The sequence below is a fragment of the Synechococcus sp. MIT S9451 genome, assembly GCF_047304725.1.
Taxonomy (GTDB): Bacteria; Cyanobacteriota; Cyanobacteriia; order PCC-6307; family Cyanobiaceae; genus Synechococcus_C.
The window spans coordinates 2,182,155-2,207,747 of the sequence record NZ_CP138971.1 but is presented as its reverse complement, the minus strand read 5'-3'; the positions used below and the strand labels follow the sequence as shown (position 1 = coordinate 2,207,747).

Here is a 25,593-nt window from a genome sequence, read left to right as displayed (position 1 = left end):
CTCAGGGTTGGTCTGTGACCGCCCCTTCGCTGGCGCATGACACCAGTCGGCTGTACTTGCCGAGAATTCCGGTGCGGTATTTCGGTGTTGGAGTGCTCCAAGCACTGCGACGTCGATCTAGCTCACTGTCGTCCACATTCAATTGCAACAACAGTTGGTTGGCATCCACAGTGATGCTGTCACCTTCTTGAATGAGGCCGATGGTGCCGCCGACCGCGGCCTCCGGGGACACATGGCCGATCACCAGCCCATAAGAGCCACCTGAGAAACGGCCATCGGTGATCAAGGCCACCTTGTCGAGCAGACCTTGCCCCACGATTGCTGAGGTCGGGCTCAGCATTTCGCGCATGCCCGGCCCCCCCACCGGTCCCTCATTGCGCACCACCACGACATCTCCGGCCTTGATCTGGTTGTCAAGGATCGCGGTCAGACAGCTTTCCTCACTTTCGAACACCCTTGCTGGGCCAGTGATGACTGGATTCTTGACGCCGCTGATCTTGGCAACGGCACCCTGCTCGGCCAGATTGCCCTTGAGGATCGCCAGATGTCCTTTGGCGTAGAGCGGATTGGATAGGGGGCGAATCACCTCCTGATCGGCAGGTGGCATGGCCGGAACATCGGCCAGCCGTTCTCTCAGGCTCTTGCCTTCGATCGTGCGGCAGTCCCCATGGAGCAGGCCTGCATCAAGCAGGAGTTTCATCACCTGTGGAATGCCACCAGCTTGATGGAGATCAACGGTCACAAACTTGCCGCTTGGTTTGAGATCGCAGATCACAGGAACGCGCTGGCGAATGCTTTCAAAGTCGTCGATGTTGAGATCGATCCCCGCGGTGCGAGCGATGGCCAACAGATGGAGCACCGAATTGGTGGAGCCTCCCACCGCCATGATCACGCTGATGGCGTTTTCAAATGCTTCTCGGGTGAGCAGCTCTCGTGGACGGATATCGGATTTGATCGCCTCGACCAGCACTTCGGCGGAGAGGGCCGCACTGTCGGCCTTTTCGGCATCCTCAGCAGCCATGGTGGAGCTGTAGGGGAGGCTCAGGCCAAGCGTTTCGATTGCGGCACTCATCGTGTTGGCTGTGAACATTCCTCCACAGCTGCCGGCTCCCGGACAAGCGTTCTTTTCGATCGCCGTGAGCTGTTCTTCGTCAATCTTGCCGCTTGTGATCTGACCGACAGCTTCAAAGGCACTGACCACAGTGAGATCGCAACCTCCCAGCTTCCCTGGTTTGATCGTGCCGCCGTACACAAAGATTGAGGGGATGTTCATCCGGGCCATGGCGAGCATGGCGCCGGGCATGTTCTTGTCGCAGCCCCCGACGGCCAGCACTCCGTCCATGCTTTGGCCGTTGCAGGCGGTTTCAATCGCATCAGCGATGACCTCCCTGCTCACGAGGGAATACTTCATCCCCTCGGTGCCCATTGAGATGCCATCACTGACAGTGATGGTGCCGAAGGTCTGAGGCATCCCTCCGGCCATGCGTGTGGCCTCTTCCGCTCGCATGGCCAGATCGTTCAGCCCCACGTTGCAAGGAGTGATGGTGCTGTAGCCGTTGGCGATTCCAATAATCGGTTTGCCAAAATCGGCATCACCGAAGCCGACTGCACGCAACATCGCTCGGTTTGGTGAGCGTTGGATTCCCTGCGTGACGGCGTCGGAGCGGAGCATCGATTGCAGCCGGTGGCCGGTGAATGACTGTCGCCAACCTACCGACTGCAGGGTTCAGCTTCTGGCACCCAGATCCTCGAGCTGCCTTCGCACATCGGCGATCGCGGCATTGAGCTGTTCGACGCGATGTTCAAGCTGGCCTTCCTGGACCACTTTCTCAGTTGCATCGAAGGCTTCACTGCCGTCTTGGATGCGCGGCGCATAAAGCATGGATCGCTGGCGTTTGGAATGTTGACGACGATCCGCTTCGGAAAGCAGCCACCAAGCCAGACCGGCAGCGCCCATGACGGCGCCGCTGATCAGGGTGGCAAGGGTGCCGGAAGCCGTCTCGCGCTGGGCCATGGTCTGCTGCTGATGCCTTGTCCTTCAGGTTAGGTGGCTGATCCAGTTCTGATCTGCATTCGCTGAACAGGGTCACCGATGCCTGGCAGAACCCTGCCGTTGTCATCCAGGCTTTCATCGATGCAAGCGGTGTGAATCGTCAAATCAGGGATCTGCTCGCCGATCTGCTTCAGGCCTGGGCTGGCGGCTACCGCCGTGATCATCCGAACCCGGCGCATGTCATCCACTCCGCGATCGGCAAGTTTGTCCAAAGCCTTCAGGCATTGGCTGCCATCACTGATTTGGTCAAGAAACACCACCACGCCAGCTTGGGGCTCAATCACCTCTGGAACACCATCAAGGCAAAGCAGTGCATTGGGCAGCACCTGACGTGCGCCCTGCCAGAGACTGAGACCTCCCGGCATCAACGGGATGGTCAGAAGCGGCACAGAAGCCTCGATCACACTGCCTTCTGTGTCTTGAAGCGGTGTGGTGACGGCTTCCTTCCGATGGGGCAGCCAATCGCGTACCGCCTCGTAGCAGAGCCATCGGCCAAGCTCCTCCATCCCGGTCGCGTAAAGGGCTGCTGGTGTTCCCGCATGCCTCAGCACCGTGAGCCAGTGGGCAATCAGGGGATGGGGGGGAACCACCACCCTCAGGGTCTTGGCCATGTCGCGTGGATTGGTGGGCAGCTGCCATAACGTGACGTTTCAAACTACGGCAGGTGGTTCGCCGCTTGGCCGTCAGATCCAATCCCACGACCATGGTCGCCTTTTTTTGCGGTCTTGCCGCACGGCTCAAGCACACTCGTGCCATTGCCGCTGGACTGCTGACAGCGCTGTTTTGCTTAACGGGCACCGTGTTGTGTTTGGGAGCGGAGCCTGCTCTGGCGATCACCGCCCCTGAGCTCCGTGGCCAATTTGCTGTGCAGGAGATCAGCGCTGATATGCATGGGTTGGACCTGAAGGAGAAGGAATTCCTCAAGGCTGATCTCCAGGGCGTTGATTTGTCGGACAGCGATCTTCGTGGTGCCGTGATCAATACCTCAATGCTTCAGGGTGCAGACCTCCAAAGGGCAGACCTCGGTGACGTTGTGGCCTTTGCGAGTCGTTTTGATGGTGCTGATCTTCGTGATGCCCGTTTTGAGAACGCGATGATGATGCAGAGCCGATTTACAGATGCCCGCATTGATGGCGCTGATTTCAGCAACGCCGTGATAGATCTTTCACAGCAAAAAGCACTGTGCGCCCGGGCTGATGGGGTGAACAGTGTTACTTCCATCAGTACCCGCGAGAGTCTTGGCTGTCGATGATGCGTCGTCTCCCTGTCACCGTGATTACCGGCTTTCTTGGTGCCGGAAAAACCACCCTGCTTCGCCACTTGCTGTCCAACAGTGGGCAGCGACTTGCAGTGATGGTGAACGAATTCGGAACCGTCGGTCTTGACGGAGATCTGATCCGAAACTGTGGATTTTGTCCAGAGGATGAGCTTGAGGGACGTCTGGTTGAACTCAATAACGGCTGTCTCTGCTGCACCGTGCAGGATGATTTTCTGCCAACCATGGAGACCCTTCTCCAGCGAACTGATTCCCTCGACGGCATCGTGGTTGAGACGAGTGGTCTTGCACTGCCTCGACCCCTTTTACAGGCTTTGGAATGGCCAGAAGTGCGTTCCAAAGTTGTGGTGAACGGTGTGATTACGGTTGTGGATGGTGAATCTCTTGCTGGCGGCAGCCCGGTGGGTGATCTCGAGGCCATCGAGCGTCAACGGCAGGACGATCCGAGCCTCGATCACATCAGTGCCATTGAAGAACTGTTTGCTGACCAGCTTGAGGCCGCAGACCAGGTTCTGATCAGTCGCGCCGATCTGATTGACCCCGCTCAGCTCAGTGGTGTTCGTGAGCAGCTCAGCAGCAAGGTTCGAAGTGGAACGCCCTTGCTGGCGATCGAGCGGGGCGTTGTTGATCCGGCTTTGGTGCTCGGCACCAATCGACACGCTGTTGCGTCTGCAACGCCTGAGGCGGACCATCATCACGATCATCACGATCATCACGATCATCACGATCATCACGATCATCACGATCATCACGATCATCACGATCATCACGATCATCACGATCATCACGATCATCACGATCATCACGATCATCACGACCATCACGACCACACCCATGTCGAGGCGGTCAGTGGCCTTCTGCGCATGGAGTGCTCCGTCTCTCGAGAGGCTCTGGAACAGTTGCTCCCAGACTTCGTGGCTCGCAATCAAGTGGTGCGATTGAAAGGTCGGGTGTGGCTCCCGGGTAAAGCCCTGCCGCTACAGCTGCAGATGGTTGGACCTCGTCTTGAATCGTGGTTCGAAGCCGCGCCTGATCAAGCCTGGCGGCCCGATAGTGGGGCCGGTCTTGATTTGGTGGTGATCGGCTTTGTTGCTGATGCGGCTGACCGTTTGGGTGAACTCCTGCCCGTGCCTGCGTGAATCGAAAGCCTTCTGTTCGAGGAGAAGGCTTCTGCCTCGATCATCCTCGCCATCCATGCTTTGCAGTGAAGCCCTGTCCCAGTCACTGAGTTAGAAGGCTGGTCTGGATGGCAATTCCAGTCAGCGCAAAGCTCACAAGACTGGTCAATCCGGCGGCACCATCACCAACGATGTTGGTCGGCAGGCTCTGATCTCACGACAGCAGTCGCCAGGCGATCTGATCGCCAATGCTCAGTGGGTCACAACGAGTTCCCGAATTTTGGCTCGTTTCACTTGTTGCGCTAAATCCAAGAGGTCATTGCGGTCGATTAGGCCGATGCAGCCAAGGGTGCCGCTGTTGCCATTGCGTCCAGCGCTTGGATCTTGGTGAATGCCTAGGACCCTTCGACCGGTCGTAAAGGTTGGTTCGATGCTGATCCAGATTGGGCCGAGCTCCGGGTAGGCACCTGCCGCCAATGGTTCCACGGGGCCAAGGGTGTAGTGGCCTGCGGGAAGAGGGGCGCGGCTTCCCATCTGGTCGCGATCGGCATCCTGGCGATTGGCTCGACCACTGAGCGCGTCGTAGTGACGGACCGGATGGCCAGGGATTTCCAAGCGCAGATCCCAGATCGGATCACCCGTGCCTGCTAACCGTCGATGGGTCTTTTCGAGCACGAGCACCGACTCTCCATCTTGTTGGAGACGTGCCAGTAGCTCCTCTGGCACAATGCTGCTCCTTGCGGGAGCGGTGCTTTGGGGTCTTGCCAGGGCAATGGTGGCTAGGGCCTGCTCCAGGGTCTGAGCAGTTGCTAATCCAGGTGCTGTCAGAACAGCAGAGAGAAACACAAGCGTGATCGAGAGGCGTCCCTTCAGCATCCGCACCACCGCATTGGATGCAGAAAGCTACGGATTGTTTTTTTCGCTCACGAAAGAAAAAGCCAGTTCCTTGTCTGACCTCAGGTCTCACCTGAGATGTCAATACGCTCCACCTGGGTCAGTGGATGAAGGGTGTGAAGGCTGTTTCACGGGTGTAGCCAAGACAGGTAATCAAGGTGATCAGACCTGCAACCGCTGCCAGTAGAGCAGGACTGACGGGCTGACCTGTGTGCAACACCAGCCATGTGGCGGCAAGAGGGGTGAGGCCTCCAATCCATCCCTCTGCAACGTTGAAGGCAAGCGCCAGGCCTGTGTTGCGCACCTCGCCAGGCATTAATTCGACGTTGGCCGCATTTTTGGCGCCAGCCAGGATGGCCACAGCCATCACCAGCCCCACCTCGCCACGAAGAATGTTGTTGATGCTGTCGCTCTGGAGCAGGGTAAAGATGGGCCAAGCGCCAAGAACTAACCAGCCGCTGCCGATCACAAACAGTGGTTTGCGACCAACCCTGTCGCTGATCCAGGCCGCGATCGGATAAAGAATCAAGAGGAGCGCCATCACGCGTGTATTCAGTGACAGGGCAGTTGCTGCTGAGAGTTTGTCGATGGTTTCAAGATCGCTGACAACGTAGACAAATAAGAGATAAAAACTAACGCTGCTAGCCACATTGAGCAGCATCACTTTGGTGATCGGCCAACGGTGCTTCAGCACCATGCGCAGTGGTTGAGACGTCTTGTTTTGATTCAGCAACGCTGGTTTCAGATGCCTGCGAATCATCACCCCTGCGAACGCAATGAATGAACCCAGTGCAAACATCAGTCGCCAACCCCATTGCTCCAGCTGATCGGGTTGCAACAGTTGCGCCAGTCCGTCGCTGAGGGCTGACGCCAGCCACATGCCAGCAACGGATCCCCACAATCCCCAGATTGAAAGAATGCCTCGCCTCCGTTCCGGTGAACGTTCGCAGAGAAAGACAATTGAGGTCGTGTATTCACCTCCTGCAGATAGACCCTGAAGCAGGCGAAGGCTGACCAACAGCACTGGTGCTGCGATGCCGATCTGTTCATAGGTGGGTAAGAACGCCATCAGTGTTGTGGGAATGGCCATGGCCACAACGCTGATCAAAAGAGCTCTTTGGCTGCCGTGACGATCGCCGATTCGACCAATGATCAGTCCACCCAGGGGTCTGACCAGGAATCCCGCTGCAAAAGCAGCAAATGTTGCGAGAAGGGAAAGAGCAGGATTAGTGGAGGGAAAGAAGTGGTGACTGAGCGCGACAGCGAAATAGCCATAGAGCGAAAAGTCGTACCACTCCATGACGTTGCCGACGATGCCTGCAGCGATCACGGACAATCGACTGTTGGTTGGGGCGCTCATGATGCGTCCTCAATGGACCAGTTCAGCCCTGGAATCCACGCCAGGATGGCTGGTTTTCCAGAGAACAGTGTTCTGTAGTCAGGATGGCGTCTGACCAGGCCTAGTTCTTCGCGTTTTGCTTTTCCGCGCAAGGTCATGGCGAGGGCGATCAGCAGCGCAAGATGCAACGTGCTCTGTCGCATCAGCATCACGCCGGCTGCGCAGATCAGGACCGCTAAATACAGCGGATGGCGGCAGAGTCGATAGGGGCCTGACTGGACGAGTTGGATTCCAGGTTTTGGCTCTGGTAGGGGAGAAAGGTTGTCTCCCAGTGCGAGAAAACTCGCCACCGCCAACACCACACCTCCGGTCAGGAGGCTTCCGCCGCTGATCATCAGGCAGTTGCGCCAGATCAGGTTGAGATCTGCCAACGCACTCTGAGGCCATCCCGGCAGGATGATCACCGCCAGGATCAGGACACCTTGGCCGAGCAGCCACCACTCTCCCTGTTGATTGCGCCACAACCCTGCCCAGCTGAGGTTCCAACCGCTCAATGCGGCTTTGATGCCGATCCCCCTTGTTCTCACTCCCATCTGTCCAAGCACAATTCCATTGTGATTGGACTTTGAGGATGGAGATGACGAGACGAACCATCCTGATGAGCGGTGCCTCGCGCGGCATCGGTCGGGCGATTGCTGAGCAGGCATTGCGAGACGGACACCGTCTCAGCCTTGGCCTACGCAATCCTGATGTTCTAAGAGGGTCAGTGCTGGATCCCGCCATCGCCGGCTCTGATCGCATTCAATTGGTGCCTTACGACGCCGTTGATCCAGAGGCGGCCTCCCGTTGGGTGGAGGCCGCTGATGCAGCCTTCGCTGGCTTTGATGCCCTGATCCATTGTGCTGGGATCCTTCTCCCCACGCCTCTGCTGTTCTCCGATGCCCATGCTCATGAGCCGGAACTGTTGCTCAAGGTGAATCTGATGGGGCCCTGGTGGCTGACCAGAGCGGCTTGGCCATGGCTGCAGGCCCACGGCGACGCAAGGATTCAGGTGCTGGTCTCGATGAGTGGAAAACGCAGCAAAGGTCGCTTGGCGGGTTATGCCAGCAGCAAGTTCGCCCTGATGGGTTTATGCCAAACGATGCGCAATGAAGGTTGGCAGTCCGGTATCCGCGTTACGGCCATCTGCCCGGGTTGGGTCAACACCCAAATGGTGGAAGGCATCACCGACCTTCCGCCTGAAGCGATGACCCAGCCTCAAGACCTGGCTGCACTGTCGTCTCGACTGCTTGAGCTCCCTGCTTCAGCGGTCCCGTTTGAACTTGCTGTTAGCTGCCTACCGGAAGTCTGAGCCTGGCTTGTTTAATCCAGCGGCATGGCTCCACGCGCGCAAAGAGATCCCCAGCACAGCACTTGCTCTTCAGCCCAGCTGGATTGCACAGGGATCCAGTCGGCACCAGCACGGGATTGCATACGCACACTGCCGCTTCCGTCGTGTTCGAACCGAATCCGTTGTTGGGCTACTTCGATCCACCACTGGCTGCCAATGCGGTTGATTCCCATCCGGCAGGGCAGCCAAGGGCCTTCTTGGCTCCGACACTCCAGGGCAATGGTCTCTGCCTGTTGGCTACGGGCTCTGGTTAGGTTTGAACTGATCAAGCCAATCCCAGTCGTCACCGTTGCTGTCAGCACAACCGCTGTGATGGGAATGGAGGGATGTTGATGCACTGCGCCGCTGGGCCTTTCTTCAACGTGCATCTGCTGATTCGGCCGCGGTGCCCCGGCCTGCCAAGATTTAACAATCCCTACGAGGTGACCGTGCCGCGTTATCAAGCCCGCGTATTGGTGAATCTGCGTTCGTCGGTGCTCGACCCGGCTGGTGAAGCGACCCGTTCAGCGGCATTCCGTCTGGGAGTCGATGGCGTCAGCAAATTACGTATCGGTAAGGCGGTGGAGCTTGAACTCGAGGCCCCTGATGAGGATGAAGCTCGTCGCCGGTTGGAACTCCTCAGTGACAGGCTTCTGGCCAACCCCGTGATTGAGAACTGGACTCTGGAGCTTCAGCAAGCATGAGTGTCGGAGTTGTCGTCTTTCCCGGTTCCAACTGTGACCGGGACGTGCGCTGGGCCAGTGAGGGGTGTCTGGGGATTCCCACCCGCTACCTCTGGCATGAGGAGAGGGATCTCAGTGGCTTGGATGCGGTTGTCTTGCCCGGCGGTTTCAGCTATGGCGACTATCTGCGCTGCGGTGCAATTGCCCGGTTCGCCCCTGTGCTCGAGTCGCTTGTTGACTTCGCAGCACGGGGTGGAAGGGTCCTTGGCATCTGCAACGGCTTTCAGGTGCTCACCGAGTTGGGATTGCTCCCCGGCGCCTTAACGCGCAATCGCAATCTCCATTTCATTTGTGAGGATGCCGAACTGGAGATCGCTTCAGTGCGCACTCCCTGGACGAACGCAGCCAAAGCCAGTGACAGGATCACGCTGCCCATTGCTCACGGAGAAGGCCGTTATCAGTGCTCTGACGAGACCCTGCGTCAACTGCAAGATGATGACTGCATCGCTTTTCGCTACCTCTCCAACCCCAATGGTTCCGTTGGCGATATCGCCGGCATCACCAATGCCGAAGGCAATGTGCTCGGCCTGATGCCTCATCCCGAGCGGGCCTGTGATGCCGTTACCGGAGGGGTTGACGGACGCTTGCTGATCAAGGCCCTGCTCAGTTGAACCCACCGCTTTGTTGATGTCCTATGCATCGCAGAGTTCCGCGTCTCCGTTGTGAGCTGTCTCCGTTCTGAGCTGTCTGGGTTCGAGACCGGCTGCGGTGACCTCTGATCAGCTCCAAACTGCTTGCAGCCCTGTGCCGTCGGAGGCCTGGTGATTGATCGCAGCCATCTAGCCCCCTTGTCCCGACGCGCTTTGCTCCGCCTCGGATGTGTCGGAGCAGGTGTGCTGGGAAGCTCTGTTTTCGGGCCATTTGCAGCCTTGGCTGCAGGCCGTCAATCGATGTCTGTTTCGGCTCCACCCTCACCTTTGCGACGCGGTTCTCGACTGCGGGCGGTCAACCCAGGCACCTGGATTGATCCCGAGACCGATCTCACCCCCCTGATTCAACGCTGTGCCGTCGAGGGCTGGCATCTGGAGGTCCCTCCCAGTGTGATGGGCCAGTGGCGTTATTTCTCTGGTCAAGACCACGAGCGCGTGGCTGAGCTGGAGGCTGCCTGGTCTGATCCCTCGGTGGATGGCGTGATCACCTTGGCCGGCGGCTGGGGAGGGGCTCGTGTTTTGGAAGCGGGTTTTCGTTTCCCGCGACGTGCCAAGTGGACCCTTGGCTTTTCAGATACCAGCGCTCTTTTATTGGCCCAGTGGGCAGCAGGATTGCCTGGTGCAATCCACGGCTTCAGTGGCGGATCTGATCTTCAGTGGCAGCGCACGGTTGACCTTCTGTCTGGTCGGTCTGTGGCACCGCTCATCGGTAGGTCTGTGCGCTCAGGCGTGGCCACTGGGCCACTTGTGGTGACCAACCTCACGGTGGCCACGCACCTGATCGGTACGGCATGGATGCCAAATCTGAAGGGGGTGATTCTTGTGCTGGAGGATGTCGGTGAAGCGCCCTACCGCGTTGATCGCATGCTCACCCACTGGCGTATGGCTGGTTTGCTCCAGTCCCTTGCTGGAGTGGCCTGTGGTCGCTTCAGCTGGGCGAAGGATGACATCCTCCCAGGTGATTTCACGATGGAAGAAATTCTCGAGGAACGCCTCGGAGAACTCGGCATCCCCTTGGTTCTGGATCTTCCTGTGGGCCATGGTCGTCCGAACATGGCACTGCCGTTGGGGAGGATGGCGCGTTTGGATGGCACACGCGGAAGCCTCACCCTGCTCGGATGATCCGTTGTCTGTTCCTGGTCATCAGCCTTGTGAGCGGTCTCGCTGTTGCGGCACCGGTCAGTCGCGATGATCCGGAACACGCTGGTGAGGTCCATGCCGCTGGCTCCGCTGCAGTCGGCGCTGCCGTTGTGGTCACGGCCCATCCAAAGGCCAGTGCCGCCGCATTGGCTGTCTTGCAGGAGGGAGGGCAGGCCATCGATGCACTCGTCGCAGCTCAGTCGGTGTTGGCGGTTGTGGAGCCCCAAAGTTCTGGCCTTGGGGGCGGCGGCTTCTTGCTGCACTGGGATGCGCGCCAGCAGGAGCTGGAGGTTTTCGATGGTCGAGAAACGGCCCCTGCCAGCAGTCGTCCCGATGACTTGCTGACTCCGGAGGGGCAACCGCTGCCTTGGCGTACGGCGAGCAGTCGCCTCACATCGATTGGGGTTCCTGGCACCGTGGCGCTGCTTTGGGAGGCGCATCAGCGTCATGGCCTCTTGACCTGGCCACGCACTTTGCAGCCGGCGATTCGCCTGGCCCAAGATGGCTTTTTACCTAGTCCTCGCTTACGGCGATCCATTGAGCTTGCTCAGCGGTTAGGCGTTGGGCACAGCCCTGCGTTTCAGGCTCTTTATCTGCCTGATGGCCAGCCTCCAGCCTTGGATCAACGCTTCCGCAATCCGGCTCTCGCCCAAACCTTTGAGGAGTTGGCGCAGGTTGGTGCACCCGGTTTCTACCGCGGCAGCCTTGCCCAGCAGATGGTCAAGACGATCAACACTCTGGCGCCAAGTCAAACCGGATTCCGTGGTTGGTCGATCTCAGACCTTGCCTCCTATGCCGTGAGGCGTCGTCAACCACTGTGCCGAGATTTCCAACGCTATCGGCTTTGCACGATTCCCCCACCCAGCAGCGGCGGTCTTGGCCTGCTTCAAACCTTGGCGTTGCTCAATACAGCCGGTGAGCTGCCGGGGCCCACTCATCCGGAGGCTTGGCACCGAATGGCCCGAGCCATCCCTCTAGCGGATGCGGACCGTCTCTATTGGCTTCGGGATCCCATTGATGGCCCCTCACCGACTGAATCCCTGTTGAGACCCTCCTATCTCCGGCAGCGCGCCTTGCTGATGGAATCTTCTCCAGGCTTCCCTGTCCAGCCTGGTCTTCCCCCCGAGATCGGCCATTTTCCCTTTGCTTTGCCTGGTTCCGGTCATGAGCAGGGCACGACCCATGTGTCGATTGTTGATCGACAAGGCAATGTGGCCAGTTACAGCGGATCGGTTGAAACGGTCTTCGGCAGTCGCTATGTGGTTCAGGGCATGGTGATGAACAATCAGCTCACCGATTTCTCTTTCCGGCCCGATGTCGCGGGTGTGCCCGTTGCCAATCGCCGCATGCCCGGCCGTCGGCCACTGTCATCGATGGCTCCGGTCATCGTCTTCGAGGAGGGGGCTCCGGTGATGGTCCTGGGTAGTCCAGGGGGGCGCACCATCCCCCACTTCCTGAGCCGCGTTCTGGTTGCTTCACTGATTTGGAAGGAACCCCCTTCCCGGGCTGTGGCCCTCCCCCATCTCTCCATCCGGCGCGGCTCCTTGGTGCTTGAAAAGGATCCACCTCTGGCCTGGCCTTTCCCTCTGACTGAGCTGAACGATTCACATCAGCCATTGCGTCAGCAACGATTTTCCAGTGGCACTGCTCTGCTACATCGCATCAACGGTGTCTGGCATGGTGCTGCTGATCCTCGCCGTGAGGGCACAGCGCTGGGTCTCCCCTGAGGATCTTGCTGTCAGGCAAGGAATGCAGTCTCGTCGAAGCAACCATCAAAAAAGGGGGCCGAAGCCCCCATGCTCTTGATCAAGCTGATGATCAGGCGGCAACAGCAGCCTTGGGATCAAGGGCACCCTTGGCGTACAGACCGGCGAAGTAGTTGATGTCGCGCTGTTTGATCTTGCTGGCGTTGCCTGCAGCCCAGAACTGTTGGTAACGGTCGAGGCAGACCTGCTTCATGTACTTGCGAGCCGGCTTGTTGAAGTGGCGGGGATCGAAGTTGGCGGGATCAGCTGCGGCTGCCTCACGCACGGCTGCAGTGAAGGCCAAGCGGTTGTCGGTGTCGATGTTCACCTTGCGCACGCCGTTGCGAATGCCTTCCTGGATCTCCTCAACAGGGACGCCGTAGGTCTCGGGGATCTGACCGCCGTATTTGTTGATCATTTCCAGCCATTCCTGAGGAACGGAGGAGGAGCCATGCATCACCAGATGGGTGTTGGGGATGGCTTTGTGAATTTCAGCGATACGGCTGATCGCAAGCACTTCGCCTGTGGGCTTGCGGGTGAATTTGTAGGCACCATGGCTTGTGCCAATGGCAATGGCCAGGGCATCCACCTTGGTCTTGGCGACGAAGTCAGCGGCCTCGGCGGGATCGGTAAGGAGCTGATCCTTGGAGAGCTCACCTTCGAAACCGTGACCATCTTCGGCTTCACCTTTGCCGGTCTCGAGAGATCCCAGGCATCCCAGTTCGCCTTCGACGCTCACGCCAATGGCATGGGCCACGTCGACCACTTCCTTGGTGACTTGGACGTTGTAGTCGTAGGAGGCAGGCGTCTTGGCGTCAGCTTCCAGAGAGCCGTCCATCATCACGGAGGTGAAGCCGTTGGCGGCAGCACCAAAACAGGTGGCGGGGCTGTTGCCATGGTCCTGGTGCATCACCACGGGGATGTCGGGATAGGTCTCGACAGCCGCGATGATCAGATGACGCAGAAAGTTCTCGCCGGCGTAGGTGCGGGCTCCGCGTGATGCCTGAAGGATCACCGGGGAATCGGTTTCTTGAGCCGCCTCCATGATCGACTGAACCTGCTCAAGGTTGTTCACGTTGAAAGCAGGGATGCCGTAACCGTTCTCGGCTGCGTGATCGAGCAGAAGCCGAAGGGGAACTAGCGCCATGGAGTACCTCGCAGGTGACCTGAAATCGGACAGAAGTCCGGACCGGCTGGGAGTGTACCCGCGAGGCGTCAGGAATGTCACGTAAGCCTGACGTTTTGACGACGCCAGGCTGTGACGGTTTCAACTGAATCAGTGGACAGTCAGGCGATCCATCAATAGGTGTAGCCAGCCACGAACAGCTGTTCATCCGAGGATGGTTGAGATCCAGGAACGTAGCGCCCCATTGAAGCCTCAGAGTTGGCCTGGGCCCGCGCCATCAGGGCCTTCTGTCCGGCTGCGGTGTCAGACCCGCCCCATGCTTTCAGGCATGAATGCTGAAGAGCCCGACCGTAGGAGAAGCCAAGATTCCAGCTGGCTTTCCGCTCAATCGTATTCATGAGATTGAGGTAGATCGAGGCGGCTTCTTCGCTCAGTCCACCGGAGAGGAAGACGATGCCTGGAACACTGGCCGGCACGCTGCGCTCCAACGTACGAACTGTCATCGAAGCCACGGTCTTGGGATCCGGCTTGGCGGAACAATCCGCTCCCTGCACGGTCATGGATGGCTTCAACAGCGTTCCTTCCAGCAACACACCATTGCGCTGGCAAGCGAGATACACCTCCTTGATCACGCGTTCCTGAACGTGGGCGGTCTGTTCGATGGGGTGGGAGCCATCCATGAGGATTTCGGGCTCGATGATCGGCACCAGCCCAGATTCCTGCACTGATCGGGCGTAACGAGCAAGCCCCCAAGCGTTTTCTCGAATCGACAGTTCTGATGGACAGCCGTCTGCTGTGATCTGGAGCACCGCCCGCCATTTGGCGAATCGAGCACCTTGGGCGTAGTAATCGGCTGCACGTTCGACCAGGCCATCGAGGCCGGTACAAAGGGTTTCGATCGGATGCGCTCCGGGTAGAGGACGCAGACCCATGTCGACTTTGATGCCAGCAATCATTCCGAGCTTTTTCAGCTTGTCGACCATCGACTCGCCGTCTGCGTGATTCTGGAAAAGCGTTTCCTCATAAAGGATCGCGCCGCTGATGTAATCACCTAGGCCGGCTGAGGTGAACAGCATTCCCCGATAGGCCTTGCGATTGGCCTCGGTGTTTTCAACGTTGATCGAACCCAGTCGCTTGCCGATCGTTTTGGTGGACTCATCAACGGCCAGGATTCCCTTGCCTGGAGTCGCCAGCGCTTTGGCTGTAGCGATCAGTTCACTCGAATGCTGTGACAGTGACATGGGACCTCGCAGGGGCTCAAATCTTGTTTGAGCACGTTGGTCTCAGGGCAATGGTTGATACTTTGGCTGGTGGCGATCGCTACAAAAACCAGACTGCTTAAATCTCGCTTTCAGGTCACTTTTGAGCGATAGGACCGACTGATTGATCACAGGCTTGTTGGCTCAGTAGCCCTTCCAGAAGTCCTGGAACCATCGGCCTGCCGCTGCGGATGCTGCGGGCCCACCAGTCCTGGATCCTTGCCACAGGTGCCACCCTTCCATCGCTCCAAGTGGTGGCGAAAGCGAGGTCATCATCTGGAGACAGCGGGCGCAGAGGCTCGCCACTTTTGGCATGCCAAAGGCCGAAACCATGGACATAATCCTTCTGGTTGTCACTGCCGAGCCTGAGGGTTCCTTCGGATCCGTACACCTCAATCCAGCAGCCGCGGCCGTTTCGAGCCACTGATGAGAGGCTCATCTGGGCAGGAACGTCCTTGTCGCTGTCTCCCTGCCACTTGAGCGTGGTCTGAATCAAAGACACATCTTCAGCATCAACGATGGCCATTCCGCCCTTGGGATTGGGGCGTTCTTTGATTGAGACGCCATTGAGCGCCTGCACCGGTCCGACCGGACCGATCAACCAAGCGAGCATGTCGAAGGCATGACTTCCGAGCGCCCCAATCACCCCTCCTCCACAAGCGCTCTGTGAATACCAGTTCCATGCCCGTGACGCATCAGCTCTGCTACTCATCAGCCAGTCCAGTTTCACCAGCCAGGGGCTGCCAATGGCACCGGATTGCAGCAACCGGTCCGCTTGCATGAACAGCGGGACGGCCCGGTACTCGAAATCAACGGCGACGCTCAGCCCCTTGGCCATTGCTAGGCGCTGCAGCTCTTCAGCCTGCTCAGCATGAAGGGCGACTGGTTTTTCTAGAAGCAAATGCTTGCCTGCTTCTAGAGCGCTTTTGGCTAGCTCAAATCGCGGTGCCGGGGGGGTGGCAATGATCACTGCATCCACGGCAGGATCAGCAAGAAGGGCTTCCCAATCGGTTGTGCCTTGTAAGCCGTGCCGAGAGCAGGCTTGATCCAGCCTCTCCTGGCGCGGGTGCCATAGGGCCACAGCGCGGAGATCGGTATTGACCTCCATGGCAGGCAGATGCACAGCTTCTCCAAACCCCAGTCCGGCAATGGCAACGCCGATGGGTGACTGCGTGGAGGTTGGGGATTGCATGAATTAGGCCAGATCAGCTCGGCAGACGGCATCAATCACGCGTTCGATCAACCCGTCGCCGCCAGCAGGTTCCCACTGCGCACGCCACCGCGGCAAGCCGTTGACCTGTTTGTCGCGGAAGATGTTCTGATCGCAGTCGATCTGCATCACATAGAGCTTCCCAAGTGTTGGGGTGTCTGTGTCGGTTTGGGGTGTGTAGCGGCTCAGCACGCTGAGGAATCCTTCGCGATCGCGGCGAACACTGCCACGATCCCACCATTGGCGTCCATCATTTGTGGGTTCCACTTCCTGCCAATCCACAGGAGCTGCGATTGCCGACTGCACGCCTTGATGCAGAGCGATTGGGATCAGAACCAGTGCTGCCAGAAGCAGTGAGCAGAGCCGTCCACGCCAATCTGATGGCCTGATCAACCCACCACCTCAACAGGACGACTTCCATGCAGCCGCAGCAGGCTGGCCAGGGTGGTTTTCAGCTGTGTGCGGGGCACGATCGTGTCCACAAATCCGTGTTCTTGGAGGTATTCAGCTGTTTGAAAATTGTCTGGCAGTTTTTCGCGCAGGGTTTGCTCAATCACTCTGCGGCCTGCGAAACCGATCAGAGCTTTGGGCTCAGCCAGGATTAGATCTCCCAGCATCGCGAAGCTTGCAGTCACGCCGCCAGTGGTGGGATGAGTGAGCAGTGGCATGTAAAGCAGGCCTTGTTCGCGGTGCCGCTCCAGGGCCCCTGAGATTTTGGCCATCTGCATCAGGCTGAGCATGCCTTCCTGCATGCGGGCGCCACCTGAGGCACACACAATCAGCAAGGGCACTCGCTCGTCGGTCGCTCTTTCGACCAGTCGCGTGATCCGTTCTCCAACCACGGACCCCATGGACCCGCCCATAAAGCGGAAATCCATCACCGCCAAGGCCATCGGAAGGTTGTCCACCCTGCACATCCCTGTGATCACTGCATCGCGCAGACCTGTTTTGGCTTGGGTTTCACGAAGTCGGTCGGCATAGGCACGACGATCCTTGAAGCCGAGAGGATCGGTTGGTTCAAGCTCCCCGTTAATGGCAATGAAGCTTCCTGCATCCGCGATCAGAGCGATCCGCTCTGTGCTGTCGATGCGGTTGTGATAGCCGCAATGACTACAGACGCTGGCATTCGCGATCAGGTCTTTGCGATACACCACTTGTGAGCATTCCGGGCATTTGCTCCAGAGCCCATCGCCTTCGTCCTGTTCCTGGGTCACCTTGCCCACGTACTGATCTTTGCGGCGATCAGCAAACCAGTCGAACAGGCTCATTGGTTCTGGCTCCTAAGTCTTGGGCTGGTTTCCAAGTGATCGCAGTGGGGATGGGTGGTTGGTCCGACCTGGCATGGTTCCACTGATGGGACCTGGCGGTGATCAGCACGAATGGTGTGCACCTCAATCTTAAGAGAGACCCCTCTGCGCGAATGAATCACGTGCCAGAACGTTCTGCTTTTGCTTGTACCACTGGTCTGATCCTAGGTGATTTCTTGATGCCTAGGCCCACTCAGTCAATGTGGAAATCAGGTTGGTCTTCAGCGGAATGGTGTGCATTGCTGAATGCTAGGCACACACATTTTTCCTGTCTGTGACGTCTGTTTCCCGAATGTGTTTGGCTGATGGTGATTGGCAGTCGCGAAAATGATGGTTCAACTGTTTTGGGGTCGCTGTTTCTGACCTGACGGGTTGCCTCTGTAGGGCTTGGGCTGGGTCTGCTCATAGGCCTTGAAATCGTGTCGTGAGCTTCAGTTGTGAACCGGTTTCAATCGATGATCGCTTTCCAGCTGATCTTTCTCCCCAGTGCTTGTTGCTAAGTCCTAGATTGGAAGGAAGGAGCGCTGCGTGTTGAGCCTTGAGGAAGTGCTTACTGTTTCATCTTTTGATGGGGGCGGTTCTCTTGCTATTCGGTCTAGGCGGATTTCGATCTATCAAAGTCATGATCGTTCATCGTTTCATTCAGAATTAAGCGGCTATGTATGACCCCCGACAATCTCTGTTGGAGCATAATGCTGGCGATTGGCAGGGATATTTTGTGCGATTCAATGGCTCATTTGTGGAGCAGGAGCGCTTTCAAACGTCTCTCAGGCTTCGTGAATCACAGGGCCAGATCCAGGTGTGCTTGACGCATGTCTCAAGTGGTCAAGAACACTCCATGAACTTCAGCACTCTTCCTGACCAGATGCAGGTGAGTGAAACGGGTGACTGGTCTCTTGGGCCAACCTTCCTGACCCATTCTCACTGCGCCATTGAGCTCTGCGTTGTCAACCAACAGCAGCGTCGACGCCTCATTGTTCAGCAAGGAATGAACGGACTTGATCGCGTTGTGTATGTGATTGAGGTGAAGGGAGACGCTGGACGGGTCGAACCACCAACACCAACACAGCCCTTGGTCATGAACTCAACGCAATGCGGTGGGTATGAATTGTGGCAACCGGAGCCAGGCGTCGAGTTGCTCTTTACTTCCAGGGAGAGAGAGGATGTTGAGCAGCCGGTTTGGGGCCTTCGTTGGAGGGATCACCGAGGTGAAACGCATCAGATTGTGCGTCGGTATGGCCGTCAAAGATTATTGGAACCTCTCTCGCCTCAGTGGATCTAAGTCGTCAACATCAGAGGATTGAGACTGTCAGTGTGCTGATTGCAATGTTGCTCATTGGTTAGGCCTCAGTGGCCAAGCAGCATCAGCCATTGATGCCACCACCATGGACCACCTTTGATCCATACCAACCAGATCCCCGTTGCAATGAAGGGTCCGAAGGGAAAGGGTTCGCGCGCACTAAGGCGCCCGCTTAAGCGGGCGATGGACCCGATCACTGCTCCACCAAGAATGGCCAGCATCATGCTGATCAGAATGCCGCTGAGTCCAAGCCAAGCTCCTCCCATCGCCGCGAGTTTGGCGTCCCCAAGGCCAAGAGCAGGCTGGCCCAGAATCCTTTCTCCTATTGCACTAAGGCCCTCGAGGGCTAATAGGGCAGCACTTGCAGCCAGCAGGTGATCAAGCAGCAGGCTGCCTCCGCCTTGCTCGGTCAGCCATGCCGCCAACGCGGTCGCGATTAGGCCGCAGATCACTCCGGCGCGACACAAGGGTTCAGGCAACCAGAGATGATCGAGATCGATCAGGGTGAGGATGATCAGGAGAGTCACCAGCACCACACCTGCTAAGACCGTGATCAACCAAGGGATGGGGACAGCGAAGCCGACTGCGCTGATGGTGCTCATCCACAGGCCTGCTGTGAGCAGTTCAATCAGTGGATAGCGGATGGGAATGCTCCATCCGCAGTCGCGGCATCGACCCGCCAGAAACAGCCAACCCAAGACAGGAATGTTGTCGTGCCATCGCACTGCATGGCCGCAGCTCGGGCAATGACTGCCTGGCCAAACCACTGATTCCCTTCGTGGCAGACGCCAAGCCACCACATTGAGAAAACTACCGATGCAGGCCCCAGTGAGCAGGAGCATGAAGGCGTTGGTGTTCATCCTCGCGTCAGCCCTCGCCGAGAGCTTTTGCCTCGGAGAACCTGCGTCGAGACAAAGTCTTCTTCCGGTAGCAAGGTTGGCATGTCAAACACCACGCGCCCTTCACCACTGTGTGCGCAGAGAACCACACCCATGGGTTCGGCGGAGCGTCCCGCATCACTGAGATGACGGAAATAGATCGCGCGTGCTTTGGCGATCAGCTGCTGACTGTTCACGCGATCCCATCGCGGCGAGGGGGTTGCGTTGAACGTCGCCCCGGCGATTACAAACGATGGGGAAGAAAAAGAAATGGGTCCACCTGATTGCTCAGATGAACCCACGATAGGTGTTTTTAGGAGGTTTGAATCAGGCGAGCTTCTGCTTTTCCTCGATCATCCGGTGAATGATCGGAGTGAGGATCAATTCCATCGCAAAGCCCATCTTGCCGCCGTTCACCACGATGCTGGTGGGGCTCGACATGAAGGAGTCGTGAATCATGCTCAGCAGATAGCTGAAGTCAATTCCCCACTTCTCCCTTGCTCCCTTTCTGAAGTGAATGATCACGAAGCTCTCGTCAGGCGTCGGGATGTTCCTACAGATAAAGGGATTTGAGGTGTCGACTGTCGGCACCCGCTGGAAGTTGATGTCGGTACGGCTGAACTGAGGACAGATGTGATTGATGTAATCAGGCATCCGGCGAAGGATCGTGTCAACGATCGCCTCAGCGGAGTAACCACGCTCCGCATTGTCGCGATGGATTTTCTGAATCCACTCGAGGTTGGTGATTGGCACCACACCCACCAGTAGATCGGCAAGGCTGGAGACGTCATAGCCCTCGCCCTTCACGCCACCGTGGAGGCCCTCATAGAACAGCACATCGGTGCCGCCAGGTATGGCTTCCCAGGGTGTGAATTGGCCAGGTTCCAGATTCACACCAAGACGAGCATTGTGCTCGGTGGCTTCTTCTGGGCTGTGCAGGTAGTAACGCTTTTGTCCACCACCGGTTTCGCCGTAGACACGGAACAGCTCTTCGAGCTTGTCAAAGAGGTTCGCTTCAGGTCCGAAGTGTGAGAAGTTCTCGCCTTTGGCCAGGGCATCAGCCATGGCCTTCTTCATTGGCATCCGCTCAAAGCGGTGGTAGCTGTCGCCTTCAACGACCGCAGGAGTGATGTTCTCGCGGGCGAAAATGTGCTCGAAAGCCCTTTTTACGGTGCTGGTTCCGGCACCGGACGAACCTGTAACGGCGACAACGGGGTGGCGCTTCGACATCGATGCAGGAGGACTGGGCCCCGAGAGTTTGGCAGGTCATCGGGCCTTTGCGCTCGAAGCGTGGCCGGCATCTGCAATGGTCGTTACCGATCCAGAGCCTTCAGAAGCTCGGAGCCCATGGCTTGACAGCCCACGGCCGTGCAACCATCCGCCATCAGATCACCGGTACGGAAGCCGCTGGCGAGCACCCGGTCGACAGCCTGTTCCAGATCAGCGGCGGCCTCTGCTTCCTTCAGGCCGATCCGCAGCATCATCGCCGCCGAGAGCACCATCGCCATCGGGTTGGCTTTGTCTTGCCCAGCGATGTCCGGAGCGGATCCATGCACAGGTTCGAACAGTCCTGGCCCCTCAGCGCCAAGCGAAGCGGAAGGCAGCATGCCAATCGAGCCCGTGAGCATGGCCGCTTCATCACTGAGGATGTCGCCAAAAAGGTTGCCGGTAAGAAGCACATCAAATTGGCGCGGCGCGCGCACCAGCTGCATGGCGGCATTGTCCACATACATGTGAGACACCGCCACGCTGGAGTACTCAGGGGCCATGGCGTCAACGCGATCGCGCCAGAGTTGGCTCACATCGAGCACGTTGGCCTTATCGACTGAGCAGAGTTCTCCCCGACGTTCTTTGGCTAGATCAAAGGCCACCTTGGCAATCCGATCCACTTCGGAGCTGGAGTAGGTCATGGTGTTGAAGCCGCGTTCCTCGCCATCGGCCTCGACGCGCCCTTTGGGCTGGCCGAAATAGATCCCTCCGGTGAGTTCACGCACCACCATCAGATCCACTCCTTCGATCACCTCAGGCCTGAGGCTGCTCGCATCGATGAGGGCGGGAACGATCTTGACCGGTCGAAGGTTGGCGAACAGTTTCATGCCAGCGCGAAGGCCTAGAAGGCCTGTCTCGGGTCGCTTATTGCGTGGCAAGTTGTCGAAACGCGGACTCCCGATCGCGGCCAACAGCACCGCATCTGAAGAGCGGCAGGCTGCAAGTGTTGATTCAGGCAGTGGGTCGCCGGTGGCATCGATGGCCGCGCCGCCGATGGGCTGATGTTCAAAGCTGAGTTTGAATCCGTGCCGCTGGCTGACCTCCTCCAGCAGGTTTTGCGCCACCGAGGTGATTTCAGGTCCGATCCCATCACCGGGCAGCAGAACGACGCGATGCTGACGCATGGAATCTCAGGAGCAGCAGGGGCAGGCTGTGAGGTTACTGAGGGGGCTGGGTTCCGCCCTTCAGCACAGTGATTTCCTTTTTTAATTCCCGAAGCTGCTTGGTGAGTTCGGGAAGTTTGGAGAAAGCCGCTGAGCATCGCAGCCAGAGGCGGTTGGAGATGGCTGGATATCCACTCACCACTTCCCCTGCAGCGACTTCGCCATGAATCCCGCTCTTGGAGCTTGCAATCGCGCGGTCTCCGATCTCTGCACGGTTCGCGACCCCCACTTGTCCCGCCAGGATCACGCCGTTGCCCAGATGTGCGCCGCCGGCAATGCCGACCTGGGAGGCCAGGGCACATCCCTTGCCGGTTTGAACGCCATGGCCAATCTGGACCAGATTGTCGATCTTGGTGCCTGCTCCGATGCGGGTTTCGCCCACGGAAGGTCGATCGATGGTGCTACCGCAGCCAACCTCAACCTCTTCCTCAAGCACAACAAGGCCTGTTTGCGGCATCTTGCGCCAACCAACGGCGGTGGGCACAAATCCAAACCCCTCAGAACCAACCACAGCGGTGGAGTGCACCACACAGCGTGGATGCAGTCGCGTGCCCGGGTGCAGAACAGCATTGGCATGAACCACACAGTGCTCGGCAATAACCACGTCCGGATAAATCACAACCCCTGGGTGCAAAACAGTGTGGGCTCCGATCCGGCTGCCGTCCGCGATGCAGACATGCGGACCGATTGTGACCCCAGCACCAAGCTCGACTCGGTCGCCAATCACAGCGCTGGGATGGATACCGGCGATGCTTGGCGGTGAGGGGTGGAGGCTTTCAAGGGTTTCGGCAAAGGCGAGGCGTGGGTCTCTCAGCACGGCCCAGGCGATGCCGCGTTGATCGGCCAGTTGCTTCAGATCCTCTTGGTCTGGAAGCAACACCGCGCCGACGCCACTGGTTTCCAGATCTGTCGCCAGTGCACTGCCTTTCTCGAGAAAACTGATCTGATCTGCACACGCTTTCTCAAGGGATGCTGCGCCTCTCAACTCGGGGTCTGAGGCAAGTTGATGGGCCTGCAGGCCTGCATCTCCCTGTTGCAGGTTGGCGATCAACTGGCTGAAACGCATGGGTCAGGTCTCCTGCGGCTGGATCGTAGGCGGGGGGATCATCACGAGTGCATCGCGATGCACCACGACAGGTGATCCCTCCTCGCCGGCCCGGACGCGGGGGGATTCGTCGCGGAGTGCACGATCGAGGGCTTCACTGCTCATTGAACTCAGACCTCTTGCCACTTCCACTCCCTTGGGGTCGAGCATCCGGATCGGTTGATTGGCACCGAACTGGCCTTCCACGCCCTTCACTCCTACGAGCAGCAGTGAAGCGCCGCGATATTGCAGAGCCTGGCAAGCGCCGGCATCCAGTTGCAGGCTTCCCAGCGGCTGGAGTGCATGGGCCAACCAGCTCTTGCGGTTGCCGAGCGGTTCGGGGTGGGGGTGAAACACCGTGCCTCCACGACCGCCGGCCAACAGTTTTTCGAGAACCATGGGCTGGCGACCATCGGCGAGGTGCACGCTGATGCCGCTGGCTGTGGCGATCCTGGCCGCCGCCAGCTTGGTGGTCATGCCGCCAGTGCCCCAGCGACCACCATCACCTGCCCCTTCTTCGAGGGCAGCCAGTTCGGCGGGATCGCGCACGTCTGTGATCGGTTTGGCTGTGGCATCGATGCGGGGGTCCGCTGAATAAAGACGATCAACGTCTGTGAGCAGGATCAGTTCATCCGCCCCGACCGCAGCGGCGACAAGGGCCGAGAGGGTGTCGTTATCGCCGAAACGCAGTTCTGCCGCGGAGACGGTGTCGTTTTCGTTGACGATCGGCAGAACGTTCCAATCGAGGAGTTGATGCAAGGTGGCTGAAGCACTGTGGTAGCTGCGTCTGTCTGCCAGATCGGATCGGGTTAACAACACCTGGGCGACCGCATGGCCATGGCTGGCCATGGCCTGTTCATAGAGCCCCATGAGATGCCCCTGGCCAATGGCTGCCGCCGCTTGGAGGGCTACGACTCGATCAGGTCTCTCGTCGAGGCCAAGGCGACGACAGCCAAGTCCGACGGCACCGCTGCTGACCAGCAGAACGCGATCACCTCTGGCCAGACTGGTGGCTAGTGCACCTGTGAGGTGCTGGATCACAGAGGCGGTGGTCTGACCGTTCTGACCGCGGAGCAGGCTCGTGCCCACTTTCACCACCCGCAGCGTCATCGACGTCCGACCCCCATCAGGCGGACCAACCCCCGTTCGATTCGCTGCACCCGGTCATGGGGGCAGGGCGTTCCATCCGCTTTGAGGGGCTTCACCAGCACGGTGTACAAGCCCAAGCGATTCCCGGCAAGCACGTCTGTGAATAGCCGATCTCCGACAATCGCTAGTTCGTTTGGTTGCACTTGCAGATCCCTGAGCACCCTGCGTAGAGCAGCACGTCGAGGCTTGGCAGCACCGGAAGTGAAGCTCACCCCCAACTGCTCAGCGACTGCCCCAATCCGCTGACGGGAAGGGTTATTGCTGAAGAGATGAAGGTGCAGATGCTTCTGGGCTGCTGCGGCCCAGGCTTTGACCGCATCCGGAAGACGGACGTCATGCCCAGGCAAAAGCGTCCGATCGACATCGAGCAACAACGAGGTAATCCCCCGATTGAGAAGGTGCTCAAGCGGTAGTTGGACCACTGTTAGGCCAGGATCCCAGTCGGGCTGAAGCCAAAGACGGCGCATCACTCCGGCAGCTCACGTTCTTCCAGTTCAGCCTCGATCCGAGGCTGTATGCGATCGAAGTCAGCACCTTCTACCAACACAGCTCCGGCCTCATCCATCCGAGCAACGACAAAGAAGGGATCCAGGGGGATATAGAGGCCATACTCCTGCTCCTCAACAAGGAAGCTCACCAACAATTCGTAGGTTTCGGCATCATCATCTTCGCCATCGTCGTCCTCCAGGTCTTCGGGTTCGGGTTCGTCTAGTTCGCCACTGACGGTGAGGGTGACGGCGGAACGCACCAAAGTGAGGTCATGTTCCTGCAGCACCACATCCGCCACTGAAAGAATGGGTTCGCTATCGCTGATGGCATCGATTAGTTCGGGGTCGCTTCCGTCTTTGAGGCGGAAGAGGCAAACGGGTGTGTCGACAGGGGTAAGCAGGGCGTAGTCGCTTCCGTCAAGGGGGATCAGCTGTTCCAGGAAACAGAGAAGATCTCTGCCTGAGCTGTCTTTCACCAGGACGGTGGGCACTTCTCCGCTATTGCCGGGGCCGCTGGCGGTCATGGAACTGGAGGTCGGTTTCTTCAGGATCCAGCATCGTCGGTCCCCATGCCATGCCGGGGGGCCGAAGCCTTGACCGGTTCTGGTTCGGGGCCTTCACGTAACCACTGCTCCAGCAGGAGGCTTGCCGCCTCACTATCCAGTCGACCACTCCGATCTCCATGCAGATTGCGCTGCTCAGCGGCGGCCCAGCTGCTGCTGTGTTCATTCACCCAAGCGATTGGCAGGGCGAGCGCCTCAGCCAGGCGTCTGCCATAGCGTTCGCAATGCTTTGCCTGCTCGGTTGGATGGCCCCGCTGGTCCAGCGGTAGCCCCACGACTAATGCATCGACACGGCGCTCTGCGCACAGGGGCCTGATGGTCTTGAGGTCTTGGTCGAAAGGACCACGACGGATGGCCTGCAGAGGACGCACGCTGATCCCGAGTGGATCGCATCCCGCCAAGCCGATGCGTCGACGGCCAACATCGAGGCAGAGAACGGACCGCGGAACTGGAGCAGGCAATGCCATCGC

At 58.5% G+C, this 25,593-nt stretch carries 29 protein-coding genes; 8 read left to right on the top strand and 21 right to left on the bottom strand.

The window, feature by feature from the left end:
* Position 1: 1 nt before the first annotated feature.
* The 3 genes from ilvD to SIB72_RS11510 are packed head-to-tail and all read right to left on the bottom strand — an operon-like array spanning position 2 to position 2,664.
* A complete protein-coding gene (gene ilvD / locus SIB72_RS11520) occupies positions 2-1,672 on the bottom strand; it encodes a dihydroxy-acid dehydratase (protein WP_115121488.1) in 1,671 nt (556 codons plus the stop codon).
* Positions 1,673-1,726: 54 nt separating this feature from the next.
* A complete protein-coding gene (locus SIB72_RS11515) occupies positions 1,727-2,014 on the bottom strand; it encodes a hypothetical protein (protein ID WP_115121489.1) in 288 nt (95 codons plus the stop codon).
* A gap of 29 nt (positions 2,015-2,043) precedes the next feature.
* Positions 2,044-2,664: a uracil phosphoribosyltransferase gene (locus SIB72_RS11510; RefSeq protein ID WP_115121490.1), complete on the bottom strand. Its 621-nt coding sequence runs from the start codon at positions 2,662-2,664 to the stop codon at positions 2,044-2,046.
* 92 nt (positions 2,665-2,756) lie between these two features.
* On the opposite strand from SIB72_RS11510, the gene SIB72_RS11505 reads away from it, so the two are divergent.
* On the top strand, positions 2,757-3,305 hold the full coding sequence (locus tag SIB72_RS11505; RefSeq protein WP_413743947.1) for a pentapeptide repeat-containing protein: 549 nt from the start codon (positions 2,757-2,759) through the stop codon (positions 3,303-3,305).
* Positions 3,302-4,468 carry a GTP-binding protein gene (locus SIB72_RS11500; RefSeq protein ID WP_413743946.1) on the top strand — a complete coding sequence of 389 codons (1,167 nt, stop codon included), beginning with the start codon at positions 3,302-3,304 and terminating at the stop codon, positions 4,466-4,468. Before SIB72_RS11505 ends, SIB72_RS11500 begins: the two co-directional genes overlap by 4 nt.
* Positions 4,469-4,699: 231 nt before the next feature.
* On the opposite strand, the gene SIB72_RS11495 is transcribed toward SIB72_RS11500, so the two are convergent.
* The 3 genes from SIB72_RS11495 to SIB72_RS11485 form a co-directional block, all read right to left on the bottom strand.
* On the bottom strand, positions 4,700-5,323 hold the full coding sequence (locus tag SIB72_RS11495) for a L,D-transpeptidase (RefSeq protein WP_413745118.1): 624 nt from the start codon (positions 5,321-5,323) through the stop codon (positions 4,700-4,702).
* Positions 5,324-5,441: 118 nt separating this feature from the next.
* Entirely contained in the window at positions 5,442-6,701 is a 1,260-nt protein-coding gene (locus SIB72_RS11490; RefSeq protein ID WP_413743945.1) for an MFS transporter, read from the bottom strand.
* Entirely contained in the window at positions 6,698-7,273 is a 576-nt protein-coding gene (locus SIB72_RS11485) for a methyltransferase family protein (protein ID WP_413743944.1), read from the bottom strand. Before SIB72_RS11485 ends, SIB72_RS11490 begins: the two co-directional genes overlap by 4 nt.
* Before the next feature lie 44 nt (positions 7,274-7,317).
* Here SIB72_RS11485 and SIB72_RS11480 point away from each other — a divergent pair, with 44 nt between their 5' ends.
* Entirely contained in the window at positions 7,318-8,031 is a 714-nt protein-coding gene (locus SIB72_RS11480) for an SDR family NAD(P)-dependent oxidoreductase (RefSeq protein WP_413743943.1), read from the top strand.
* Positions 8,032-8,042: 11 nt separating this feature from the next.
* Here SIB72_RS11480 and SIB72_RS11475 read toward each other — a convergent pair whose 3' ends face one another.
* Positions 8,043-8,438 carry a hypothetical protein gene (locus SIB72_RS11475; RefSeq protein WP_206749563.1) on the bottom strand — a complete coding sequence of 132 codons (396 nt, stop codon included), beginning with the start codon at positions 8,436-8,438 and terminating at the stop codon, positions 8,043-8,045.
* Between the two features lie 60 nt (positions 8,439-8,498).
* Here SIB72_RS11475 and purS point away from each other — a divergent pair, with 60 nt between their 5' ends.
* The 4 genes from purS (at position 8,499) to SIB72_RS11455 (ending at position 12,309) form a co-directional block, all read left to right on the top strand.
* Complete coding sequence (gene purS / locus SIB72_RS11470) at positions 8,499-8,753, top strand: phosphoribosylformylglycinamidine synthase subunit PurS (RefSeq protein WP_413745117.1); 255 nt, start codon at positions 8,499-8,501, stop codon at positions 8,751-8,753.
* The gene (purQ, locus tag SIB72_RS11465; protein WP_413743942.1) at positions 8,750-9,403 is read left to right on the top strand and encodes a phosphoribosylformylglycinamidine synthase subunit PurQ; all 654 of its coding nucleotides are present in this window, start codon (positions 8,750-8,752) and stop codon (positions 9,401-9,403) included. Before purS ends, purQ begins: the two co-directional genes overlap by 4 nt.
* A 279-nt stretch (positions 9,404-9,682) precedes the next feature.
* The gene (locus SIB72_RS11460; RefSeq protein ID WP_413743941.1) at positions 9,683-10,564 is read left to right on the top strand and encodes a S66 peptidase family protein; all 882 of its coding nucleotides are present in this window, start codon (positions 9,683-9,685) and stop codon (positions 10,562-10,564) included.
* Complete coding sequence (locus SIB72_RS11455; protein ID WP_413743940.1) at positions 10,561-12,309, top strand: gamma-glutamyltransferase family protein; 1,749 nt, start codon at positions 10,561-10,563, stop codon at positions 12,307-12,309. The genes SIB72_RS11460 and SIB72_RS11455 overlap by 4 nt, the downstream gene beginning before the upstream one ends.
* Positions 12,310-12,400: 91 nt before the next feature.
* Here SIB72_RS11455 and fba read toward each other — a convergent pair whose 3' ends face one another.
* The 5 genes from fba to accD all read right to left on the bottom strand — a co-directional run bounded on the left by fba (position 12,401) and on the right by accD (position 17,190).
* A complete protein-coding gene (fba, locus tag SIB72_RS11450) occupies positions 12,401-13,474 on the bottom strand; it encodes a class II fructose-bisphosphate aldolase (protein ID WP_115014752.1) in 1,074 nt (357 codons plus the stop codon).
* Positions 13,475-13,626: 152 nt separating this feature from the next.
* Positions 13,627-14,694, bottom strand: a complete 1,068-nt coding sequence (locus SIB72_RS11445) for a class I fructose-bisphosphate aldolase (RefSeq protein ID WP_413743939.1) — start codon at positions 14,692-14,694, stop codon at positions 13,627-13,629.
* Between the two features lie 115 nt (positions 14,695-14,809).
* Complete coding sequence (locus SIB72_RS11440; RefSeq protein ID WP_413743938.1) at positions 14,810-15,904, bottom strand: Gfo/Idh/MocA family protein; 1,095 nt, start codon at positions 15,902-15,904, stop codon at positions 14,810-14,812.
* A 3-nt stretch (positions 15,905-15,907) separates the two neighbouring features.
* Positions 15,908-16,312: a hypothetical protein gene (locus tag SIB72_RS11435; protein WP_244281709.1), complete on the bottom strand. Its 405-nt coding sequence runs from the start codon at positions 16,310-16,312 to the stop codon at positions 15,908-15,910.
* Positions 16,312-17,190: an acetyl-CoA carboxylase, carboxyltransferase subunit beta gene (gene accD, locus SIB72_RS11430; RefSeq protein WP_115014761.1), complete on the bottom strand. Its 879-nt coding sequence runs from the start codon at positions 17,188-17,190 to the stop codon at positions 16,312-16,314. Before accD ends, SIB72_RS11435 begins: the two co-directional genes overlap by 1 nt.
* A gap of 697 nt (positions 17,191-17,887) precedes the next feature.
* On the opposite strand from accD, the gene SIB72_RS11425 reads away from it, so the two are divergent.
* Positions 17,888-18,511, top strand: a complete 624-nt coding sequence (locus SIB72_RS11425) for a DUF3598 family protein (protein ID WP_413743937.1) — start codon at positions 17,888-17,890, stop codon at positions 18,509-18,511.
* A 65-nt stretch (positions 18,512-18,576) separates the two neighbouring features.
* On the opposite strand, the gene SIB72_RS11420 is transcribed toward SIB72_RS11425, so the two are convergent.
* The 9 genes from SIB72_RS11420 to ruvX form a co-directional block, all read right to left on the bottom strand.
* On the bottom strand, positions 18,577-19,389 hold the full coding sequence (locus tag SIB72_RS11420; RefSeq protein ID WP_413743936.1) for a prepilin peptidase: 813 nt from the start codon (positions 19,387-19,389) through the stop codon (positions 18,577-18,579).
* Complete coding sequence (locus SIB72_RS11415; RefSeq protein WP_371410916.1) at positions 19,386-19,604, bottom strand: hypothetical protein; 219 nt, start codon at positions 19,602-19,604, stop codon at positions 19,386-19,388. The genes SIB72_RS11420 and SIB72_RS11415 overlap by 4 nt, the downstream gene beginning before the upstream one ends.
* A 130-nt stretch (positions 19,605-19,734) precedes the next feature.
* Positions 19,735-20,637, bottom strand: coding sequence for a phosphoribulokinase (locus SIB72_RS11410; RefSeq protein ID WP_115121504.1), 903 nt, complete (start codon positions 20,635-20,637; stop codon positions 19,735-19,737).
* 83 nt (positions 20,638-20,720) lie between these two features.
* Positions 20,721-21,800 carry a 3-isopropylmalate dehydrogenase gene (leuB, locus tag SIB72_RS11405; RefSeq protein WP_413743935.1) on the bottom strand — a complete coding sequence of 360 codons (1,080 nt, stop codon included), beginning with the start codon at positions 21,798-21,800 and terminating at the stop codon, positions 20,721-20,723.
* Positions 21,801-21,834: 34 nt separating this feature from the next.
* The gene (gene lpxD / locus SIB72_RS11400; protein WP_115121506.1) at positions 21,835-22,905 is read right to left on the bottom strand and encodes a UDP-3-O-(3-hydroxymyristoyl)glucosamine N-acyltransferase; all 1,071 of its coding nucleotides are present in this window, start codon (positions 22,903-22,905) and stop codon (positions 21,835-21,837) included.
* A 3-nt stretch (positions 22,906-22,908) separates the two neighbouring features.
* Positions 22,909-24,033, bottom strand: a complete 1,125-nt coding sequence (gene proB / locus SIB72_RS11395) for a glutamate 5-kinase (RefSeq protein ID WP_413743934.1) — start codon at positions 24,031-24,033, stop codon at positions 22,909-22,911.
* Positions 24,030-24,539, bottom strand: a complete 510-nt coding sequence (locus tag SIB72_RS11390) for a YqeG family HAD IIIA-type phosphatase (RefSeq protein ID WP_413743933.1) — start codon at positions 24,537-24,539, stop codon at positions 24,030-24,032. The genes proB and SIB72_RS11390 overlap by 4 nt, the downstream gene beginning before the upstream one ends.
* Positions 24,539-25,084: a DUF3727 domain-containing protein gene (locus tag SIB72_RS11385; protein WP_115014784.1), complete on the bottom strand. Its 546-nt coding sequence runs from the start codon at positions 25,082-25,084 to the stop codon at positions 24,539-24,541. Before SIB72_RS11385 ends, SIB72_RS11390 begins: the two co-directional genes overlap by 1 nt.
* 20 nt (positions 25,085-25,104) lie before the next feature.
* Positions 25,105-25,590: a Holliday junction resolvase RuvX gene (ruvX, locus tag SIB72_RS11380; protein WP_115121762.1), complete on the bottom strand. Its 486-nt coding sequence runs from the start codon at positions 25,588-25,590 to the stop codon at positions 25,105-25,107.
* Between the last annotated feature and the right edge of the window lie 3 nt (positions 25,591-25,593).

Excerpts from the sequence above, each read along its gene's own strand:
- SIB72_RS11440 (WP_413743938.1), bottom strand. The coding sequence starts at position 15,904 with ATGCAATCCCCAACCTCCACGCAGTCACCCATCGGCGTTGCCATTGCC.
- SIB72_RS11385 (WP_115014784.1), bottom strand. The coding sequence starts at position 25,084 with ATGACCGCCAGCGGCCCCGGCAATAGCGGAGAAGTGCCCACCGTCCTG.
- SIB72_RS11490 (WP_413743945.1), bottom strand. The coding sequence starts at position 6,701 with ATGAGCGCCCCAACCAACAGTCGATTGTCCGTGATCGCTGCAGGCATC.
- SIB72_RS11495 (WP_413745118.1), bottom strand. The coding sequence starts at position 5,323 with ATGCTGAAGGGACGCCTCTCGATCACGCTTGTGTTTCTCTCTGCTGTT.
- accD (WP_115014761.1), bottom strand. The coding sequence starts at position 17,190 with ATGAGCCTGTTCGACTGGTTTGCTGATCGCCGCAAAGATCAGTACGTG.
- SIB72_RS11500 (WP_413743946.1), top strand. The coding sequence starts at position 3,302 with ATGATGCGTCGTCTCCCTGTCACCGTGATTACCGGCTTTCTTGGTGCC.
- SIB72_RS11445 (WP_413743939.1), bottom strand. The coding sequence starts at position 14,694 with ATGTCACTGTCACAGCATTCGAGTGAACTGATCGCTACAGCCAAAGCG.
- proB (WP_413743934.1), bottom strand. The coding sequence starts at position 24,033 with ATGACGCTGCGGGTGGTGAAAGTGGGCACGAGCCTGCTCCGCGGTCAG.
- SIB72_RS11460 (WP_413743941.1), top strand. The coding sequence starts at position 9,683 with ATGTCTGTTTCGGCTCCACCCTCACCTTTGCGACGCGGTTCTCGACTG.
- SIB72_RS11480 (WP_413743943.1), top strand. The coding sequence starts at position 7,318 with ATGACGAGACGAACCATCCTGATGAGCGGTGCCTCGCGCGGCATCGGT.
- ruvX (WP_115121762.1), bottom strand. The coding sequence starts at position 25,590 with ATGGCATTGCCTGCTCCAGTTCCGCGGTCCGTTCTCTGCCTCGATGTT.
- SIB72_RS11455 (WP_413743940.1), top strand. The coding sequence starts at position 10,561 with ATGATCCGTTGTCTGTTCCTGGTCATCAGCCTTGTGAGCGGTCTCGCT.
- SIB72_RS11515 (WP_115121489.1), bottom strand. The coding sequence starts at position 2,014 with ATGGCCCAGCGCGAGACGGCTTCCGGCACCCTTGCCACCCTGATCAGC.
- SIB72_RS11420 (WP_413743936.1), bottom strand. The coding sequence starts at position 19,389 with ATGAACACCAACGCCTTCATGCTCCTGCTCACTGGGGCCTGCATCGGT.
- fba (WP_115014752.1), bottom strand. The coding sequence starts at position 13,474 with ATGGCGCTAGTTCCCCTTCGGCTTCTGCTCGATCACGCAGCCGAGAAC.
- lpxD (WP_115121506.1), bottom strand. The coding sequence starts at position 22,905 with ATGCGTTTCAGCCAGTTGATCGCCAACCTGCAACAGGGAGATGCAGGC.
- SIB72_RS11410 (WP_115121504.1), bottom strand. The coding sequence starts at position 20,637 with ATGTCGAAGCGCCACCCCGTTGTCGCCGTTACAGGTTCGTCCGGTGCC.
- purQ (WP_413743942.1), top strand. The coding sequence starts at position 8,750 with ATGAGTGTCGGAGTTGTCGTCTTTCCCGGTTCCAACTGTGACCGGGAC.
- SIB72_RS11485 (WP_413743944.1), bottom strand. The coding sequence starts at position 7,273 with ATGGGAGTGAGAACAAGGGGGATCGGCATCAAAGCCGCATTGAGCGGT.
- leuB (WP_413743935.1), bottom strand. The coding sequence starts at position 21,800 with ATGCGTCAGCATCGCGTCGTTCTGCTGCCCGGTGATGGGATCGGACCT.
- SIB72_RS11505 (WP_413743947.1), top strand. The coding sequence starts at position 2,757 with ATGGTCGCCTTTTTTTGCGGTCTTGCCGCACGGCTCAAGCACACTCGT.
- ilvD (WP_115121488.1), bottom strand. The coding sequence starts at position 1,672 with ATGCTCCGCTCCGACGCCGTCACGCAGGGAATCCAACGCTCACCAAAC.
- SIB72_RS11475 (WP_206749563.1), bottom strand. The coding sequence starts at position 8,438 with ATGCACGTTGAAGAAAGGCCCAGCGGCGCAGTGCATCAACATCCCTCC.
- SIB72_RS11425 (WP_413743937.1), top strand. The coding sequence starts at position 17,888 with ATGTATGACCCCCGACAATCTCTGTTGGAGCATAATGCTGGCGATTGG.
- SIB72_RS11510 (WP_115121490.1), bottom strand. The coding sequence starts at position 2,664 with ATGGCCAAGACCCTGAGGGTGGTGGTTCCCCCCCATCCCCTGATTGCC.
- SIB72_RS11390 (WP_413743933.1), bottom strand. The coding sequence starts at position 24,539 with ATGCGCCGTCTTTGGCTTCAGCCCGACTGGGATCCTGGCCTAACAGTG.